The organism is Streptomyces sp. NPDC031474 (genome assembly GCF_055581185.1).
The window spans coordinates 69015-85720 of record NZ_JBVIJX010000029.1; the positions used below are offsets into that span (position 1 = coordinate 69015).

16 protein-coding genes and 1 tRNA gene are annotated in these 16706 nt (G+C 70.1%); 1 reads left to right on the forward strand and 16 read right to left on the reverse strand.

Annotated elements, in window-relative coordinates:
* Nucleotides 1-11 precede the first annotated feature (11 nt).
* The 8 genes from ACZ5SK_RS42600 to ACZ5SK_RS42635 all read right to left on the reverse strand — a co-directional run bounded on the left by ACZ5SK_RS42600 (nt 12) and on the right by ACZ5SK_RS42635 (nt 11551).
* Nucleotides 12-1853, reverse strand: coding sequence for a trypsin-like serine protease (locus tag ACZ5SK_RS42600; protein WP_468577635.1), 1842 nt, complete (start codon nt 1851-1853; stop codon nt 12-14).
* Nucleotides 1854-1998: 145 nt separating this feature from the next.
* Nucleotides 1999-4059, reverse strand: a complete 2061-nt coding sequence (rho, locus tag ACZ5SK_RS42605; RefSeq protein ID WP_334577193.1) for a transcription termination factor Rho — start codon at nt 4057-4059, stop codon at nt 1999-2001.
* 408 nt (nt 4060-4467) lie between these two features.
* Entirely contained in the window at nt 4468-5397 is a 930-nt protein-coding gene (gene thrB, locus ACZ5SK_RS42610) for a homoserine kinase (protein ID WP_361709230.1), read from the reverse strand.
* Nucleotides 5398-5678: 281 nt separating this feature from the next.
* Entirely contained in the window at nt 5679-6737 is a 1059-nt protein-coding gene (gene thrC / locus ACZ5SK_RS42615; RefSeq protein ID WP_334577195.1) for a threonine synthase, read from the reverse strand.
* A gap of 6 nt (nt 6738-6743) precedes the next feature.
* A complete protein-coding gene (locus ACZ5SK_RS42620) occupies nt 6744-8042 on the reverse strand; it encodes a homoserine dehydrogenase (protein WP_334581168.1) in 1299 nt (432 codons plus the stop codon).
* A gap of 305 nt (nt 8043-8347) precedes the next feature.
* Nucleotides 8348-9739, reverse strand: a complete 1392-nt coding sequence (lysA, locus tag ACZ5SK_RS42625) for a diaminopimelate decarboxylase (protein ID WP_334577196.1) — start codon at nt 9737-9739, stop codon at nt 8348-8350.
* A 20-nt stretch (nt 9740-9759) separates the two neighbouring features.
* Nucleotides 9760-10830: an ArgS-related anticodon-binding protein NrtL gene (gene nrtL, locus ACZ5SK_RS42630; RefSeq protein WP_334577197.1), complete on the reverse strand. Its 1071-nt coding sequence runs from the start codon at nt 10828-10830 to the stop codon at nt 9760-9762.
* A 235-nt stretch (nt 10831-11065) separates the two neighbouring features.
* Nucleotides 11066-11551, reverse strand: a complete 486-nt coding sequence (locus tag ACZ5SK_RS42635) for a response regulator (protein WP_457495578.1) — start codon at nt 11549-11551, stop codon at nt 11066-11068.
* A gap of 180 nt (nt 11552-11731) precedes the next feature.
* On the opposite strand from ACZ5SK_RS42635, the gene ACZ5SK_RS42640 reads away from it, so the two are divergent.
* A tRNA-Arg gene (locus ACZ5SK_RS42640) sits at nt 11732-11803 on the forward strand.
* Between the two features lie 231 nt (nt 11804-12034).
* On the opposite strand, the gene ACZ5SK_RS42645 is transcribed toward ACZ5SK_RS42640, so the two are convergent.
* The 8 genes from ACZ5SK_RS42645 to ACZ5SK_RS42680 form a co-directional block, all read right to left on the reverse strand.
* Entirely contained in the window at nt 12035-13441 is a 1407-nt protein-coding gene (locus tag ACZ5SK_RS42645; RefSeq protein WP_457495568.1) for a tyrosine-type recombinase/integrase, read from the reverse strand.
* Nucleotides 13438-13608 carry a helix-turn-helix transcriptional regulator gene (locus tag ACZ5SK_RS42650; protein ID WP_328436064.1) on the reverse strand — a complete coding sequence of 57 codons (171 nt, stop codon included), beginning with the start codon at nt 13606-13608 and terminating at the stop codon, nt 13438-13440. Before ACZ5SK_RS42650 ends, ACZ5SK_RS42645 begins: the two co-directional genes overlap by 4 nt.
* Nucleotides 13608-14975 (reverse strand): replication initiator, encoded by a 1368-nt coding sequence (locus ACZ5SK_RS42655; protein WP_457495567.1) that lies wholly within the window; start codon nt 14973-14975, stop codon nt 13608-13610. Before ACZ5SK_RS42655 ends, ACZ5SK_RS42650 begins: the two co-directional genes overlap by 1 nt.
* 108 nt (nt 14976-15083) lie before the next feature.
* Nucleotides 15084-15398, reverse strand: a complete 315-nt coding sequence (locus tag ACZ5SK_RS42660; RefSeq protein ID WP_457495566.1) for a SpdD protein — start codon at nt 15396-15398, stop codon at nt 15084-15086.
* A gap of 24 nt (nt 15399-15422) precedes the next feature.
* A complete protein-coding gene (locus tag ACZ5SK_RS42665; protein ID WP_328433989.1) occupies nt 15423-15578 on the reverse strand; it encodes a hypothetical protein in 156 nt (51 codons plus the stop codon).
* 15 nt (nt 15579-15593) lie between these two features.
* Nucleotides 15594-15776, reverse strand: coding sequence for a mobile element transfer protein (locus ACZ5SK_RS42670; RefSeq protein ID WP_328433990.1), 183 nt, complete (start codon nt 15774-15776; stop codon nt 15594-15596).
* Nucleotides 15773-15958 (reverse strand): hypothetical protein, encoded by a 186-nt coding sequence (locus tag ACZ5SK_RS42675; RefSeq protein ID WP_328433991.1) that lies wholly within the window; start codon nt 15956-15958, stop codon nt 15773-15775. Before ACZ5SK_RS42675 ends, ACZ5SK_RS42670 begins: the two co-directional genes overlap by 4 nt.
* Before the next feature lie 15 nt (nt 15959-15973).
* Nucleotides 15974-16666 (reverse strand): DUF2637 domain-containing protein, encoded by a 693-nt coding sequence (locus ACZ5SK_RS42680; RefSeq protein WP_457495565.1) that lies wholly within the window; start codon nt 16664-16666, stop codon nt 15974-15976.
* Nucleotides 16667-16706 lie beyond the last annotated feature (40 nt).

A 16706-nucleotide genomic window follows, 5' to 3' on the forward strand; every position in this document is an offset into this window, starting at 1 on the left:
TTCGGCTCGACTCAGCCGAAGAGGTCGTACTGCTGGAAGCCCGTCCCGAGCGAGACCCTTGTGGCAAAGATCGCACTCGTGGTGCTTCCGGTGCCCTTGTACAGGTACAGGGCGCCGGAGGGAGTGCGGGCCACCAGGTCGGCCTTGCTGTCGCTGTTCAGGTCACCGACCGTGTCGAAGGCGTTGTACGTCGTGTTGGTCCAGGTCGCGACCTTGAGAGCGGGCTGGAAGATGGCCGTGCTGAGCACGCCGCGACCCCGGTACAGGTACACGGCACCGGTGCTCTTGTTACGGGCGAGCAGGTCCGTCAGACCGTCGCCGTTGAAGTCGCCGTGTCCGCGCACCACGTTGAAGTTGTTCCAGCCCGCGCCGACCTTGAGCGGTGCGCCGAAGCTTCCGGCGCCCTTGCCCGGGTACAGCCACAGCACGCCGGTGGAGTCCACCGCCAGCATGTCGGGCAGGTAGTCGCCCGTCATGTCGCCGGGGGCGACGATGCTCAGGCGGGTCTTCCAGTTGTCGCCGATGAGCTTGGTCGCCCAGGTCTCGGTGGAGGGCACCCAGTGCTGCCAGAAGACGTCACCGTCCGAGGTCCGGCGCAGGATCAGGTCCTGGTAGCCGTCGCGGTCCAGGTCGGTCTGCACGACGATGTTGTAGGCGCTGAAGGAGCCCCAGGACTGGCGCGCGGCGAGCGTGGCGCCCTTGGAGTCGAGCTCGTAGCCGGTCTTGGTGGAGGCGTTGCGCACCCACAGGTCGGCGAGGTGGTCACCGTTGAGGTTGGTGTCCTCGACGCGCGGGTAGGTGGCGCCGACGTACGTGGAGACCTTGGTGAACACGCTGTACGCGCCGCTCTCGACGCAGTCCTGCACGCCCCAGGAGACGACGCCCACGATCCGGTCCTCGCCGGCCGCGTTCCTGACGATCAGCGGACCGCCGGAGTCGCCGTTGCAGGCGGAGGTGGTGCCCTCGTCGCTGCCGGTGGCGGGATCGCCCGCGCACACGTTGTGGCCCTTGACGAAGTCGGCGCCGTAGTAGGTCGCGCAGGTGGTGTCCGACTGGATCGGCAGCGTGGCCGTCTTCAGCACGTCGGAGATGTCCTGCGTGGTGGAGCTGGTGCGGCCCCAGCCGAAGAGCGTGGCCTTGGTGCCGGCGGCGTACGACGCGGTGTCCGCGGCCGTCGTCATGCGGATCGGCGTGGCCTTGACCGGCTCCGGCAGGGTCAGGACGGCGATGTCGTTGTCGATCGTCGACGGGCTGAACGACGGGTGGTTCCACTGGCGCCAGACGCCGCTCTCGTTGCCGCCGTGCAGATCGGTGATCTGGCCGTTGCTGTCGACGGTCGGCAGCTGCGAGGTGCCGGTGATGACGATGCCGTGGGAGTACCAGCTGTAGTTCTTGCCGGTCTCGTCCTTGAGGCAGTGCGCGGCGGTGAGGATCTTCGTCGGCGAGACGACCGTGCCGCCGCAGAAGAAGCCGATGTCGTCGCTGGTGGTCGCGGTGCCGCGGTCGTCGCCGTACCAGAGCTGCGCCATCCACGGTGCCGTGGTGATGGTCGCCGTGGTGCCGCCGATGATCTTCGGGTCGACGGTGGTGGGGCGTGTGCTCGCACTCAGGGAGGACTTGGCGGTCTTGCCCGCCGTGTCGTCACCGGCGATGGCGATGGCGAGGCGCTTGTTGAGCTGCTCGGCCGACGGCGCGCTGTAGGCGGGCGTCGGAGGCGTCACAGCGGCCGAGGCCGACGACGTCAGCATCGCACCGGCGACGGCCGCGGCCAGCCCGGCCGCGACAACGGGCAGGACGATGCGTATCCGGCGTCTGTGCCGACCGCTGTTGCCCCCGGACGTGGGTGTACCCACTCGAGTCCCCCCTCGGGATCAAGAAGTTCGCTTCAGGAAATTCGGATCAAGATGTTTGAAGAGCGAGATCGTATCCCGCGTGTGAAGAACCGATGAGGGCCGCCCCCTTTCACCGGGGCGGCCCTCATGGATGTGGTGCGTGACGTCAGTCGTTGTTGCCCGGCGACGGCGTCGTCTTCTGGATCTGCAGCAGGAACTCGCCGTTCGACTTCGTCTGCTTCATCTTGTCGAGAAGCAGCTCGATCGCCTGCTGCTGGTCGAGCGCGTGCAGCACCCGGCGCAGCTTCCAGACGACGGCCAGCTCGTCGTTGCCGAGCAGGATCTCTTCCTTACGGGTACCGGACGCGTCCACGTCCACCGCGGGGAAGATGCGCTTGTCGGCGAGCTTCCGGTCGAGCTTGAGCTCCATGTTGCCGGTGCCCTTGAACTCCTCGAAGATCACCTCGTCCATGCGGGACCCGGTGTCCACCAGGGCGGTGGCGAGGATGGTCAGCGAGCCGCCGTCCTCGATGTTGCGGGCCGCACCGAAGAAGCGCTTCGGCGGGTACAGGGCGGTCGAGTCGACACCACCGGACAGGATGCGGCCGGAGGCCGGGGCGGCGAGGTTGTACGCACGGCCCAGACGCGTGATCGAGTCGAGCAGCACGACGACGTCGTGGCCCAGCTCCACCAGACGCTTGGCGCGCTCGATGGCGAGCTCGGCGACCGTGGTGTGGTCCTCGGCCGGGCGGTCGAAGGTCGAGGAGATGACCTCGCCCTTCACCGACCGCTGCATGTCGGTGACCTCTTCCGGACGCTCGTCGACCAGGACGACCATCAGGTGGCACTCGGGGTTGTTGTGCGTGATCGCGTTGGCGATCGCCTGCATGATCATGGTCTTGCCGGTCTTCGGCGGGGCCACGATCAGACCGCGCTGGCCCTTGCCGATCGGCGACACGAGGTCGATGATCCGCGTGGTCAGCACGCCCGGGTCGGTCTCCAGGCGGAGCCGGTCCTGCGGGTAGAGCGGGGTCAGCTTGTTGAACTCCGGGCGGCCGCGGCCGTGTTCGGGCGCCATGCCGTTGACGGAGTCCAGGCGGACCAGCGCGTTGAACTTCTCGCGCCGCTCGCCTTCCTTGGGCTGACGGACCGCGCCGGTGACGTGGTCGCCCTTGCGCAGGCCGTTCTTGCGGACCTGGGCGAGGGAGACGTACACGTCGTTCGGGCCCGGCAGGTAGCCGGAGGTCCGGATGAACGCGTAGTTGTCGAGGATGTCCAGGATGCCCGCGACGGGGATCAGGACGTCGTCGTCGGCGAGCTGCGGCTCGGCGGTGCCGATCTCGTCACGCCCGCGACGGCCACGACGGTCGCGGTAGCGGCCGCGACGGCCACGGCGGCCGCCATCGAAGTCGTCGTCGTCCTGCGGACCGTTGTCGCGCTGCTGACGGTCCTGACGACCGCCGCTCTGCTGCTGGCCCTGCTGCTGGCCGCCGCGCTGGGGCTGGCCGCCCTGCTGGTCCTCGCTCTTACGACGGTCACCGCGATCAGCGCGGTCACCGCGATCGGCGCGGTCCCCCCGCTCGCCACGGTCGCGACCGCGCTCACGGCGGTCGCGACGGCGGCCCTCGCCGCCGTCGGCGTCGCTCCTGGCGTCGCCCTGCGGCTGCGCCTGGGCCTCGGCCTGCGCCGGGGCGGGCGTCTCGGCCTGCGGGGCGGTCTTCGCCTCGGCGGCGACTGTCTCCGGGCTGCCCGCCTCGGCGGTGGCCCGGCGGCGACGGCGCTCGACCGGAGCATCCTTGCTGGCCGGCTGGCCGGGGATCTCGATCTGCTGCTGGGCCACGGCCTTCTCGGCGGGGGCCTCGGCCGGGGCGGCGTCCGCCTTCTTCTCGGCGGCGGCATCGCCCGTACGGGCCTTGGAGGTGGCGCGGCGCTTGGGCTTGGTCTCGGCGGCGTCCCCTGCGGGAGCCGCGGCCTTGGCCGGGGCGCTGCCGCCTGAGGCCTGCGCCTCCTTGATGACCTCGATCAGCTGGCTCTTGCGCATACGCGCGGTGCCCCTGATGCCGAGGCCGGATGCGACCTGCTGCAGCTCGGCCAGCACCATGCCCTCGAGGCCGGTACCGCGGCGCCGCCGGGAGCCGGCACCGGTGGCAGGCGCGGAGGCGTCCGTGGCGGGCGCGGCAGCGGTCTCCTCGACACGTGCGCCCATCAGATCGGTGGTGTCGCTCACGAAGGGTCCTTCCCTGGAGCGGACGTCGGCCTGTCTGGCTCGGCGACCGGTTGTGCTGTCCGACTTCGGTCCCTCGTGTGGCGAAGCCGGGGCGGTGGTCCGCCAAAGAGGCGGAAGAGAGATTTGCTGGTGATGGCGCTTCCTCGACGAGCCGTGACACTCAGTGTCACGTGGCGTGGTCGCACCGATTCCGGAGCGTGCCCTGTGGACCGCTCAGCGTCGCTGCACGGCGTACTGCCCAGGTACGACGTACGGAACGCAGTGCGGCTTGGGGAGCTCCCGGAAGAATGTCTGTCCCGGACGGGGACACGAAGCACCTCGCCGTGGTGGGGTCGGGTGCAGACTTGAGATTAACACTACCGGATCCAACAAACATTCCCCCTCTCGAAATCCGGCAACCGTGTGCTTTCAGAGGTCGCCGGAGGGCGCAAGGGGCAGCACGCTCGCCCCTTGCAGGTCCAGGGCCAGGCGGTTCGCGGCCCAGTCCGTGCCGGCCGACGCCTCGATCTTGTCGGCCGTGCCCGCGTCGGCCAGCGCCATCACGGTGGGTCCGGCGCCGGAGATCACCGCGGGGATCCCGTCGGCGCGCAGCCGCTCCACCAGAGCCGCGCTCTCCGGCATGGCCGGGGCGCGGTACTCCTGGTGCAGCCGGTCCTCGGTGGCGGGCAGCAGCAGTTCGGGGCGGCGGGTGAGGGCCTCGACGAGCAGTGCGGCCCGGCCGGCGTTGGCGGCGGCGTCGACGTGCGGCACGGAGCGCGGGAGCAGACCGCGCGCGGTCTCGGTGAGGACCGGCTTTCCGGGCACGAAAACCACCGGAACGATGGAATCGGCGGGCTCCGTCCTGATCGCCCGCGCGGCGCCGGACTCCATCCAGGACAGGGTGAACCCGCCCAGCAGACAGGCCGCCACGTTGTCCGGGTGGCCCTCGATCTCGGTCGCGAGCTCCAGCAGCGCGGCGTCGTCGAGCTTGCTCTCGCCGCCTATGGTCACCGCGCGCGCGGCGACGATGCCGGCGCAGATCGCGGCGGAGGAGGAGCCGAGGCCCCGGCCGTGCGGGATGCGGTTGGCGCAGACGATCTCCAGGCCGCGCGGCTGGCCGCCCAGGACGTCGAAGGCGGTGCGCAGGGAGCGGACGAGGAGGTGCTTCTCGTCGCGCGGGAGCGTCTCGCTGCCCTCCCCCGCGATGTCGATGTGCAGCCCGGAGTCGGCCACCCGGACGACGACGTCGTCGTAGAGCCCCAGCGCGAGGCCGAAGGCGTCGAAGCCCGGGCCGAGGTTGGCGCTGGTGGCGGGGACACGCACCCGGACGGGGGCGGCGCGGAAGGCGGGACCGGCCATCTCGCGATGACTCTCCTTGAGCTGCGGGACTGTCGAATGACATTCGATGGGTATGTGAGGACCCTTGAGGCCCGACGGCGACGCGGTGACGACGCGGCACTGCGGCATATGCGGCGGGCGGGTTCAGTACAGCCTATCGAAGGAAGGTTCTGCGGCGACATAGGGCGCACAGGAGGCGCACGATGCGTGTCGTAAGCCCCCTGTGCACCCCTTACAGGGATTACCCGGTCGAGGACGACCCGGTCCGCCCGGGTCCGGCGGGTCGAGCCCGGGTTTGCCGCTCAGGCCAGACCGAGGCGCTCGGCCGCCGTCGCCGCGTCGACCGGGACGGTGACCGGCTGCGGGGCGCCTGCGACGGCCCAGTCGGGGTCCTTCAGTCCGTTGCCGGTGACGGTGCAGACGATGCGCTGCCCCGGGTCGACCTTGCCCTGCTCGGCGGCCTTCAGCAGACCGGCCACGGACGCGGCGGACGCGGGCTCCACGAAGACGCCCTCCTGCGCGGCCAACAGCCGGTAGGCGCGCAGGATCTCACGGTCCGTCACCTCGTCGATGAAGCCGCCGGACTCCTCCTGCGCCGCCAGCGCGAACTTCCAGGAGGCGGGGTTGCCGATGCGGATCGCGGTGGCGATCGTCGACGGGTCCTTGACGACCTCGCCGCGCACGATGGGCGCACTGCCGGACGCCTGGAAGCCCCACATGCGGGGCGTCCGCGCGGCGATGCCATCGGCGGCGTACTCCTTGTAACCCTTCCAGTACGCGGTGATGTTGCCCGCGTTGCCGACCGGCAGGACGTGGATGTCGGGGGCGTCCCCGAGCATGTCCACGATCTCGAACGAGGCCGTCTTCTGACCCTCGATGCGCACCGGGTTGACCGAATTGACCAGCGCCACCGGGTAGTTGTCCGACAGATCACGCGCGAGCGTGAGGCAGTCGTCGAAGTTGCCGTCGACCTGGAGGATCTTCGCGCCGTGCACGAGGGCCTGGCCCATCTTGCCGATCGCGATCTTGCCCTGCGGGACGAGCACGGCGCAGACCATGCCGGCGCGCACGGCGTAGGCGGCGGCGGACGCGGAGGTGTTGCCGGTGGAGGCGCAGATCACGGCCTGCGCGCCCTCCTCCTTGGCCCGCGAGATGGCCATGGTCATACCGCGGTCCTTGAAGGACCCGGTCGGGTTGGCGCCCTCCACCTTGAGGTGGACCTCGCAGCCCGTGCGCTCGGAGAGCACCTGCGCGGGCACGAGGGGCGTGCCGCCCTCACGGAGGGAGACGACCGGCGTGCTGTCGGATACCGGCAGCCGGTCCCGGTACTCCTCGATGATTCCGCGCCACTGGTGGGTCATTGCTGGTTACTCTCCTTCAACCCGCATGATGCTGGCGACACCCCGCACGGTGTCGAGCTTGCGCAACGCCTCGACGGTCCCGGTGAGGGAGGCGTCGGACGCGCGGTGGGTGACGACGACGAGAGAGGCCTCGCCGTCGCCGTCTTGGCGTCCTTGCTGCCGCACGGTATCGATCGACACCCCGTGCTCGGCGAACACCGTGGCGACCTGGGCGAGAACGCCCGGTTTGTCGGCGACGTCGAGGCTGATGTGATAGCGGGTGACGACATCGCCCATCGGCGACACCGGCAGGGCGGCATACGCCGACTCGCCGGGCCCCGTTGCCCCGCTGAGCCGGTTGCGGCAGACGGCGACCAGGTCGCCGAGCACGGCGGAGGCGGTGGGAGCACCGCCGGCGCCGGGGCCGTAGAACATGAGCTGCCCGGCCGCGTCCGACTCCACGAACACGGCGTTGTACGCGCCGCGCACGGAGGCGAGCGGGTGGGTGAGCGGAATCATCGCCGGGTGCACGCGGGCCGTCACGGACCCTCCGTCGGCGGCCCGCTCACAGATGGCGAGCAGCTTGATGGTGCAGCCCATCGCCCTGGCGGAGGCGAAGTCGGCCGCGGTCACCTCGGTCATGCCCTCGCGGTAGACGTCGTCGAGGCGCACGCGCGTGTGGAAGGCGATCCCGGCGAGGATGGCGGCCTTGGCGGCGGCGTCGAAGGCCTCGACATCGGCGGTGGGGTCGGCCTCGGCGTAGCCCAGGGCGGTGGCCTCGTCGAGGGCCTCCTGGTACCCGGCGCCGGTGGAGTCCATCTTGTCGAGGATGAAGTTGGTGGTGCCGTTGACGATGCCCAGCACCCGGTTGACCTTGTCCCCGGCGAGGGACTCGCGAAGCGGCCGGATCAGCGGGATGGCGCCGGCGACGGCGGCCTCGTAGTAGAGGTCCTCGCCGTGCTCCTCGGCGGCGGCGTGCAGCGCGGCGCCGTCCTGGGCCAGAAGCGCCTTGTTCGCGGAGACGACGGAGGCGCCGTACTCGAAGGCGGTCGTGATGAGCGTACGAGCGGGCTCGATGCCGCCGATGACCTCGACGACGACGTCGATGTCCCCGCGTTTGACGAGGGCGGTGGCGTCGGTGGTGACGAGGGCGGGGTCGATGCCGTCCCGGACCCTGGAGGGCCGCCGCACCGCGACGCCCGCCAGCTCCACCGGCGCCCCGATGCGTGCGGCGAGGTCGTCGGCGTGCGTCGTCATGATGCGCGCCACCTCTGAGCCGACCACTCCACAGCCCAGCAGCGCCACCTTCAGCGGACGCTTACGCATCATCCGACCTCGTTTCCTCATACCGTCTACGGTTGTTTCCGGTTGCCCCAGTCTCACTCACCGGACCGGACTTTCTGCCCCTGGTCCGGATCGTGAGACGTCTATTTCATTTCCTCAGGGACGGCAGACAGGAGATCTTCCGCCCTGTTCTTCTGCGTCCCCCTCCATGTTCCCTTCTGCGTCCCGGTCCGCCATTCCCGTCCGCAATCCTTGGCCGTCGTTCGTTGGCCGCCGCTCTTTGGCCGCCGTTAGTTGTCCGTCGTTCCTTGGCCGCCGTTAGTTGTCCGTCGTTCCTTGGCCGCCGGTCAGCCGACGTCGAGGCGCAGCAGATCGTCCTCGGTCTCCCGCCGCACGATGACCCGCGACTCCCCCTCGTGCACGGCCACCACCGGCGGCCGCAGCACATGGTTGTAGTTGCTGGCCATGGACCGGCAGTACGCGCCCGTGGCGGGCACGGCGATCAGGTCACCCGGTGCCAGGTCGGACGGCAGGAACGCGTCCTTGACCACGATGTCGCCGCTCTCACAGTGCTTGCCGACCACCCGGGCCAGCATCGGCGCCGCGTCGGAGACACGGGAGACGAGGGCGACGCTGTACTCGGCGTCGTACAGCGCGGTGCGGATGTTGTCCGACATGCCGCCGTCGACGGAGACATAGGTGCGGAGCCCGTCGAGAGGCTTGATGGTGCCGACCTCGTAGAGCGTGAAAGCGGTGGGTCCGACGATGGCGCGGCCGGGCTCGACGGAGATACGGGGCGTGCGAAGGCGGGCCCCTTCACACTCGCGCGTGACGATCTCGGTGAGGGCCTTGGCGATCTCGTGGGGCTCGCTCGGGTCGTCGTCGCTGGTGTAGGCGATCCCGAGGCCGCCGCCGAGGTCGATCTCGGGCAGTTCGACCCCGTGCTCGTCACGGATGTCCTTGAGCAGTCCGACCACCCGGTGCGCGGCGACCTCGAAGCCGGACATGTCGAAGATCTGCGACCCGATGTGGGAGTGGATCCCGATGAGCTCGAGCCCGTCGAGCTGGAGCGCCCGGCGCACGGCTTCGGCGGCCTGTCCCCCGGCCAGCGGAATCCCGAACTTCTGGTCCTCGTGGGCGGTGGCGATGAACTCGTGCGTGTGCGCCTCGACGCCGACGGTGATCCGGATCTGAACCCGCTGCCGCTTCCCGAGAGACTGCGCGATGTGGGCGACCCGCACGATCTCCTGGAACGAGTCGAGAACGATCCGCCCGACCCCGGCGTCGACGGCCCGGTGGATCTCGTCCGTGGACTTGTTGTTGCCGTGGAAGGCGATGCGGTCTGCGGGCATACCGGCGGAGAGGGCGGTGGCCAGCTCGCCGCCGGAACAGACGTCGAGGTTGAGCCCCTCCTCGTGCAGCCACCGCACGACGGCCCGGGACAGGAACGCCTTGCCGGCATAGAAGACGTCGGCGTCGGCCCCGAAGGCGGTACGCCAGGCACGGGCCCGGTCCCGGAAGTCCGCCTCGTCGAGGATGTAGGCCGGGGTGCCGTGCTGCTCGGCGAGGGTCTTGACGTCGACCCCGCCGACGGTGACGACACCGTCGGTGTCGCGCGTGACCGTCCGCGCCCACACCTTGGCGTCGAGGGCGTTGAGGTCGGTGGGCGGAGCGGAATAGTGCCCCTCGGGAAGGACGTCGGCGTGACGGGGCCCGGCGGGGTGGGCGGAACGGCTCATGTCTTAAGTCTCTTCTTGGCTCAGAGGTGGTCGGGTGCGTCGATGCCGAGCAGGGACAGGCCGCCGGCCAGCACCGTCCCGGCGGCTTCGGCGAGCGCGAGCCGGGCACGGTGGGCGGCCAAGGGTTTCTCGTCACCACGGGGAAGGACGCTGGGAAGCAGAACGAGCGTGGCGTCGGCGAGGGCCAGCAGGTGACGGGTGAGACGGGAGGGGGCACAGGGGTCGAGGGCCGGCGCCGCCGGGGATCCCGGTGTTCCCGACTCGTGCGAGGGGCTCGGGGGGCTCAAGGGGCTCGGGAGTCTGACGGTGGTGGCAAGGATGCGGGGGTGATCCGCGAGCAGGCCGACAAGGTCATCCGCGTCCACCGCGTGCACCGCATCCACCGCGTCCAGTGGGCCGGGCTGGCCGGTGAAGCCGAGATCGGCGGCGTTACGACTGACGGCCCGGGTGCGGGCGTGGGCGTAACGGACCCGGAAGAGGGGGTTGCCCTCACGCTGGACCAGATGGTCGGCGGTGATCCGGGGCCGGTCGTGCGGTGCGGGGTGGAGCAGCGCCCATCGCGCGGCATCGAGACCGAGTGGAGCGGGATCCTCGGGAGCGGGGATCGGCCGCAGGGTGACGGGCTCGCCGTGCCCGATGTCGACGCGGCCGCCCTGCGCCCCGACGATCCGCCCGAGCGCGTCGGCGAGGACCTCGGCCCGCACCTCGTACGGCACCCGCACCGCGAAGACCTGTCCGGCGAGGCGGTCGGTGTGCCCGTATCGCAGACCTTCGAGCTGAATCCGCCGGACGAGGGCGGAGGCGGCGGAACCGTCGAGGCTGATGTTGAGGAACCCGGGCCCGGTGATCTCGACCCCGGCGACGCCTTCGGCCCGGGCCAGATACGGCCGAAGCACCTCGGCAACCCGAAGCGGTGGCCGCCCGGCCGGCCGGGCGAGTTGCAGGGCGATGTTGGTGGCGTAGTCCCCTCGCCCCCCGGGCCCCGGCGGCGTGACCACGGCCCGCTCCGGAACGCCCACGCTGAGCTCCCCGTCCTCCACAGCACAACGCACCGCGCGCAGCACGGTACGGGAGAGCTCGACGGGAGTCACGGGACAAGCGTAGGGGAGGAGGGGGGCGGGTAGGCGAGCAGGTTTCGACAGGTCCCGGGATGTGGACGCAGGGGGCGAGGGCGGAGGAGGAGAGAGCAGCGGAAGCAGACGGGGCAGAGGAGGAGAGGGACCAGAGGGACGAGAGGGAACAGACGGCGGAGTCGAACCCCCCTCTCGACCTGCCCGGCCCTACGGGCAGGGAGGCTCCATCAGGTGCCCCACGGGCAGGACAGTGCTACTCGGCCGCAGGCCCAGCGCCCGGCCCGCCGCCTTTCCCCGCACCCACGCCCTCCCCCGCTCCCAGCACAGGCCCGATCCCCAGACCCAACTTCAGATCCACCCCAGCCCCGCTTACGCCGTCCCCCTTCCTCCGCTCCATCAACTCCCGTACGACGGAGACGAGTTCGGTGGGCTCAAAAGGCTTGGCGAGAAAGGCGTCGACGCCGACTTCGAGGCCGGCCTCGACCTCGTACTGCGTACAGGCGCTGATGATGACAAGGGGAAGATCATGCGTCCGCGGATCGGCACGCAACCGAGCGGCGGTGCGCAGCCCGTCCAACCGGGGCATGACGACATCGAGGGTCACGAGATCGGGCTGCACCTGATCAACGACTTCCAGACACTCGGCACCATCGGACGCGGTCACGACCTCGATGCCCTCCAGCTCGAGATTGACCCTGATCAGCTGCCGGATGACCTTGTTGTCGTCCACAACAAGCACCCGGCCCGACGCGCCTGGCACAACTCGAGAGTAGGTCGGGACCGGCCACCGCGTCCGGGTTTTCGCCACTTCCACCCCGTGCGGGCGACCTTCACCCCCACGGAAACCCGTTCATGAACACCCCGGGCAAGCTGGTAGTGTTCTACCCGTCGCCGCGAGCAACACCATCGCAACCGACACGCCCCCGTAGCTCAGGGGATAGAGCAACGGCCTCCGGAGCCGTGTGCGCAGGTTCGAATCCTGCCGGGGGCACCTTGCATGAGGTGCCCAAAGACCCCGCCACCAGCGCCTTCGCTGAGGACGGGGTCTTGGCGTATGTGCAGCCATGTGCCGCTCGGAGCGGCCGTATGTCGGGTGCTGTGGACTATGCGTGGACTGGCCGTAGGGCAGGAATCCGCAGGTCATCCCTAGAAAACGACGAAGCCCCCGGACCGTAGTCCAGGGGCCATCATGCCGCAGGCGTGTGTCGCGGGTGGGTCAGGATCAGGGCTCGTCGCGGGGCTCGTCCTCCTGGTCGTGGTCGTCGCCGAGGAGTTCGGCGATCCGGCGGTTGGCGACGTCTTGGCGGCCGTCGAGGCACTTCGCGTAGCGGCTCAGGAGCACTTCGACGCTGTTGCCGGCGCGCTCCGCAACCTCGGTGGGGTCTACGCCAGCATTGAGCCAGGAGGAGAGCGCGGCGTGCCGCAGGTCGTACGGTCGAGCAGCCAGCGGCGAGGCCACCTGTTCCGGGGTGAGCGCCAGGTGCCGGGCCTCATCCCAGACGCGCCAGTACGTCGTCGAGGCGACCACTCCCCCGCGCTCGTTGGCGAACAACCGGCCGTCCTTGGCCGTACCGAACTCCTCGATGTGAGCCCGGAGCATGCGGACCAGGCGGGGCGGCGCTGGAACGATGCGGGTCTCGTTGGCGGGTCGATTCTTCAGGCCGCGGTTGTCGTGCACCTCCCCCGTTCCGGTCCAGCGCTTCCCGACAGTGGGGCGGGACTTCTCCAGGATCAACGAACCCCACCCCTTGTCCGGCAGCGCGCAGTCCGGCCGACGCAGAGCCACGGCTTCCGCTGGCCGCAGCCCACCGAAGTACATGCAGGCGAAGAGCGCGACGAGTCGACGCCCACGCGCCCGGCGGTACCCGCCGACGTACGAGACCGCGCCGAGAAGCTCAGCCGCCTGCCGGGGGTTCACCACGACTCGGCGGTCTACTTCCTTGGTGACCTTGGGCAGCTTCCACTTCACGAGCGTGACCGGGTTCTCCGGGAGCTCCCCCAGCTCGACCGCGTAGGCCAAGGCGTTAAAGAGGACAGCCCGCTTGCGCCGCACCGTCTCGGCGGCGGCCGGAGCACCGGCAAGGGTGAGCCTGAGCGAGTCGAGAACGCTGCGGATGTCTGCCGGGTTCTTGAGCGTCGTCAGCGACAGCGAGGCCTTAGCGACCCATCGGAGGGCGTTGGCGATGTCCACCGGCGGGGCCTCCTCGTCCGGGGCCTGAACGACGAAGGCCCAGCCGCGTAGGGCACGCCGCAACACGTCATCCGCAGGGCGACCGGCGCGGTCGGCCAGGAGGTGAGTCGTGACGAGCGTCATCGTCTCGTTCAGGCTGTCGCGGGAGTTCGGAGCGGCGTGCGGCCATTTCATGGCGACATACGCCCGCGCGAAGTCGTACCAGGTGAGGGACTCTTTGATCGGCACCATAGAGTCCGGCAGACCGGTTTCCGTGTCGAATGCCTCGCCCTTTTGCGCAGCCCGGAGCAGCTTCGCGCGGAAGTTGTCTGCGAGCGCCTTGGTCCGGAAGGTCTCGGAGAATGGCGGGACGTCGCCGACCTTCCATCGCACGTCGTACGACGGGGTCTTGTACGGCCGCTTGCGGATGCTCCACACCTTCACGTCGTGGGACTTCACGCCGCCTCCCCGAGTCCGTGAAGCCATGAGGTGAAGTCACTCCGCCAGAAGCGGAGTTCACCGTTTGGAAGCTTGATCGCCTCCGGAGCATGTCCCAGCTCGCGCCAGCGGTAGAAGGTGCGGCGGGAGACTCCGCCCAGCTCGGCGAGAATCTGCGGGACAGTCATCAGTTCGTCTCGTCGGCGGTCCACGCCGAGTCTCCTTCCGTGTCGGGGGTGTCGGGTCGCCGCGAGGTGGCGAGCCAGGATTCCGCGGCAGTCAGGCCGGTACCGGCGAATCGCCAGTGAGAGAGGACGAGGACGGTGTCCGGGTCCGGGAGGGGATGGCCGGCCAGCGCCGCGCGTTCGCGGGTGAGCGCTTCGTTGTGGTCGGCGCGCTCCTGGCGGAGAGCGCCGAGGGTGACGGAGTAGGCGCGGGACTTGGTCGAGAAGTGGCCGCGGAAGCCGAGCATGTGAGCCCACTTGCGCAGGCGCAGGTCTTCGAGTTCGGGGCGTGCGCCGAGGTGCCAGCAAGTGAGGATCATCTGCCGGGCATGGTCGGTGACGTCGGTGCCGATGAGGTCGATGACGGGGTTGCGGATCGGGCGGTCGAGAGTGCCCGTCGCGCTTTCCGCGCCTTTGGTGGCGTACTTGGCGACGTAGGCGGCGACGGCCCGGCTGGTCAGGTCAGTGGTACCGGTGAAGTCGGCCGAGCGGATGGGGCGGATGTCGAGCTGCTTACCGAAGCAGAAGGCGAACGCGCGACCGTCGAGGAGCGGACCAGGTGTCTCGGCGAGCCGGGCCGCAGAACGGATCGCGTCGCTGAGGAGCTCTGTCGTGGCCCATGCCGGTGGGCTGTCCTCGGCACCATCCGGACCGTCGAGCCGGATCACAGCATGGAAGTGGACAGCCCCGCGCCGCTGGTACTCGGCGACCTTGGCATACGACACCTTGAGGCAGTCACGCAGCGCCGATCGGCCGATGCCCGCGCGGGAGGCGAGCTGTTGGCGCAGGTAGGTGGTGAACCGGGACCAGAGGGCACCGGCGTGCGCGTTCCAGAGGACAGCCGCGCGGTAGTCGTAGCGCTCCGGGTCCAAGGGCGTACCGAGTGCGGGGTCGTCGTCCCGGTGGCTGCGTCCGCAGCGGCAGCGACCATCGCCGGGCCGGTTGTGGACGGGACCGAAGGACGGAGCGGTGAAGGTGGCGAAGACGCGTGGGTGTCCGGCGACGCCCGTACCGATTCCCTTACCGCCGCTCAGGCCGGCCGTGACGAGGTGGAAGGTGTCCTTGCGGTAGACCTCGGCGCAGGCGGCGCACCGGGTCGCCCTGCGGTTGTTGCAGCGGATGAGGAGCTGTCCAGCGGGAAGGTCGCGGTCGATCACCTCACGGACGATCTCGCCGGTTGCGGCGTTGACGTCCAGGCGGTGACCCTCCATCCGTACAGGCCGCTCGCAGCCGCCGAGACGCTGGACCTGGTGTGCGTAGGTGTTGAGGTCGCCGTACCGGGCGAGGGATGCCAGTTGGCGGATGGCTCCGGCGGGAGCCTCGGGGCGCATGTGCGGGTTCCTCCTCGGAGGGGCGGGAGTTTGGGACGGAGGCCCCGACTTGCCTTGTCGAGGGGGCTAGACAGTGTGGGCAAGCCGAGGCCAGCGGAACGGGAGAGGTCAGCGGCTCTTGAGCATGGAGCGGATGACGACCGCGCAGACGGCCACGGAGGTGGCGGTGATGGCGACCGCGAGGAGCATGGAGACCAGGACCGCGCCGACGACCATGACGGCGGCACTGCCACCGGCGACGAGGGCGAGCGTGCTGCCAGGCGTGAGCTGGACAGTCGGACGGTTGGAGGTCGGGGCGGACGGAACGGGGACGGAAGCCGGGGCATAGGCCGCCGGGCTGTACGCGGTCGGGCTGTAGACGGTCGGAGCCGGGATGGTGTGGACCGGGGCGGTGTCCTGCGGCGGGTACTTCGGGGTGAACACGTGGGTGATCCCTTCTGCGGGCGATCAGTCGAGGAGGGCGGCGACGGCGGGGGCGAGGACGCTGTCGGCGACGAGGTAGCCGCCCAGGAGGAGCAGGGCGACCAGCCACCACGGCGGGCGGGCAAGCTGGATGCCGAGGACGGCGACGACGAGCACGGCGAACCAGAGCGGGACGGTCATGGCGGCGGTCTCCTGTCAGGCCTTGCAGCGGTGGGTGCGGGCGGCGAGTTCGGCGGCGGCGCGGCTGTCGTATTCGGTGGAGAAGTCACAGCGAGGTGCGGTGCAGGCGGCGAGGTGGCGGTTGCGGCCACGGGCGAGGTAGGAGGCGACCTGGACGGGGCCGATGCGGCGGACGTTGCGGAACCTGGGGTTGGTCATCGCGGGGTGTCCCCTCCGGTGAAGTCGTGGGCGTGGTCGGTGAGCCACTGCCTGATCTCGGGGAATTCGTCGGCGGTGGCGTGGTGGAACGCGGCTTGTGCGACGGCGACGGCTTCGACGAGCCGATTGCGGCGGGTCAGTTCTGCGGCGTACTCCAGCGCGGAACGGATGGCGGGACGCATCGCGTGCGTCTCCTTTCAGAGGTGGGCGGCGACGGACGGCGTCATGGACGGGGGCAGGCCGAGCCGGGCTCGGACGGTGTCGGGGTCGGCGGGGTGGCCGGTGGTAGCGCGGTGTTCCTCGGCCAGGACCCGGACGCGGTCGACGAGGGCGGGCGGCAGGGAGACGGCGGGAGCAGCGGGCACCGGGGCAGGAACGGGGGCGGTGATCGGTTCGGCGGCGGGCTCCGGAGCCGGTTCCGGGTCGGCGGAGGGCACCGGAAGCGCGTCACGGGGGTCTTGAGCGACGGCGGCCGGAAGAGTCTCCGGGGCCGGTGTCAACGAGGCCGCCGGGGTGCGGGACGTGTGCGCCAGAAGCGTTCCGCCGAAGAAGGCGACGGCGGGCCAGCCGGCCACCACGACGCGGAGCGACGCGGGAACGTCGTCCAGGTCGAGGAGCCCGGCGGTCGCGACGTTCGCGCCGAGGGAGGCAGCAAGGGCGACCAGGAACCACAACCGAGGTCCCCCGGCGGGTTGTCCGGCCCGCTGCTGTTCGCGCATCCGACGCCACGCGGCGACCAACAGCAGATCGACACTGACGGGATAGGCCCACGCCTTCCACCCGCCCTGTCCAGCCGCGTCAGCCAGGTCGTGAAGGTGCGAGAAGGACAGGGCACCCGCGATGACGGCTTGGACGATCACGGCGTCCACACGGGCCAACTGGGCACGCATCGGCTCGACTTCCTTCCTGCTTGAGGCATGGGAGGGGTAG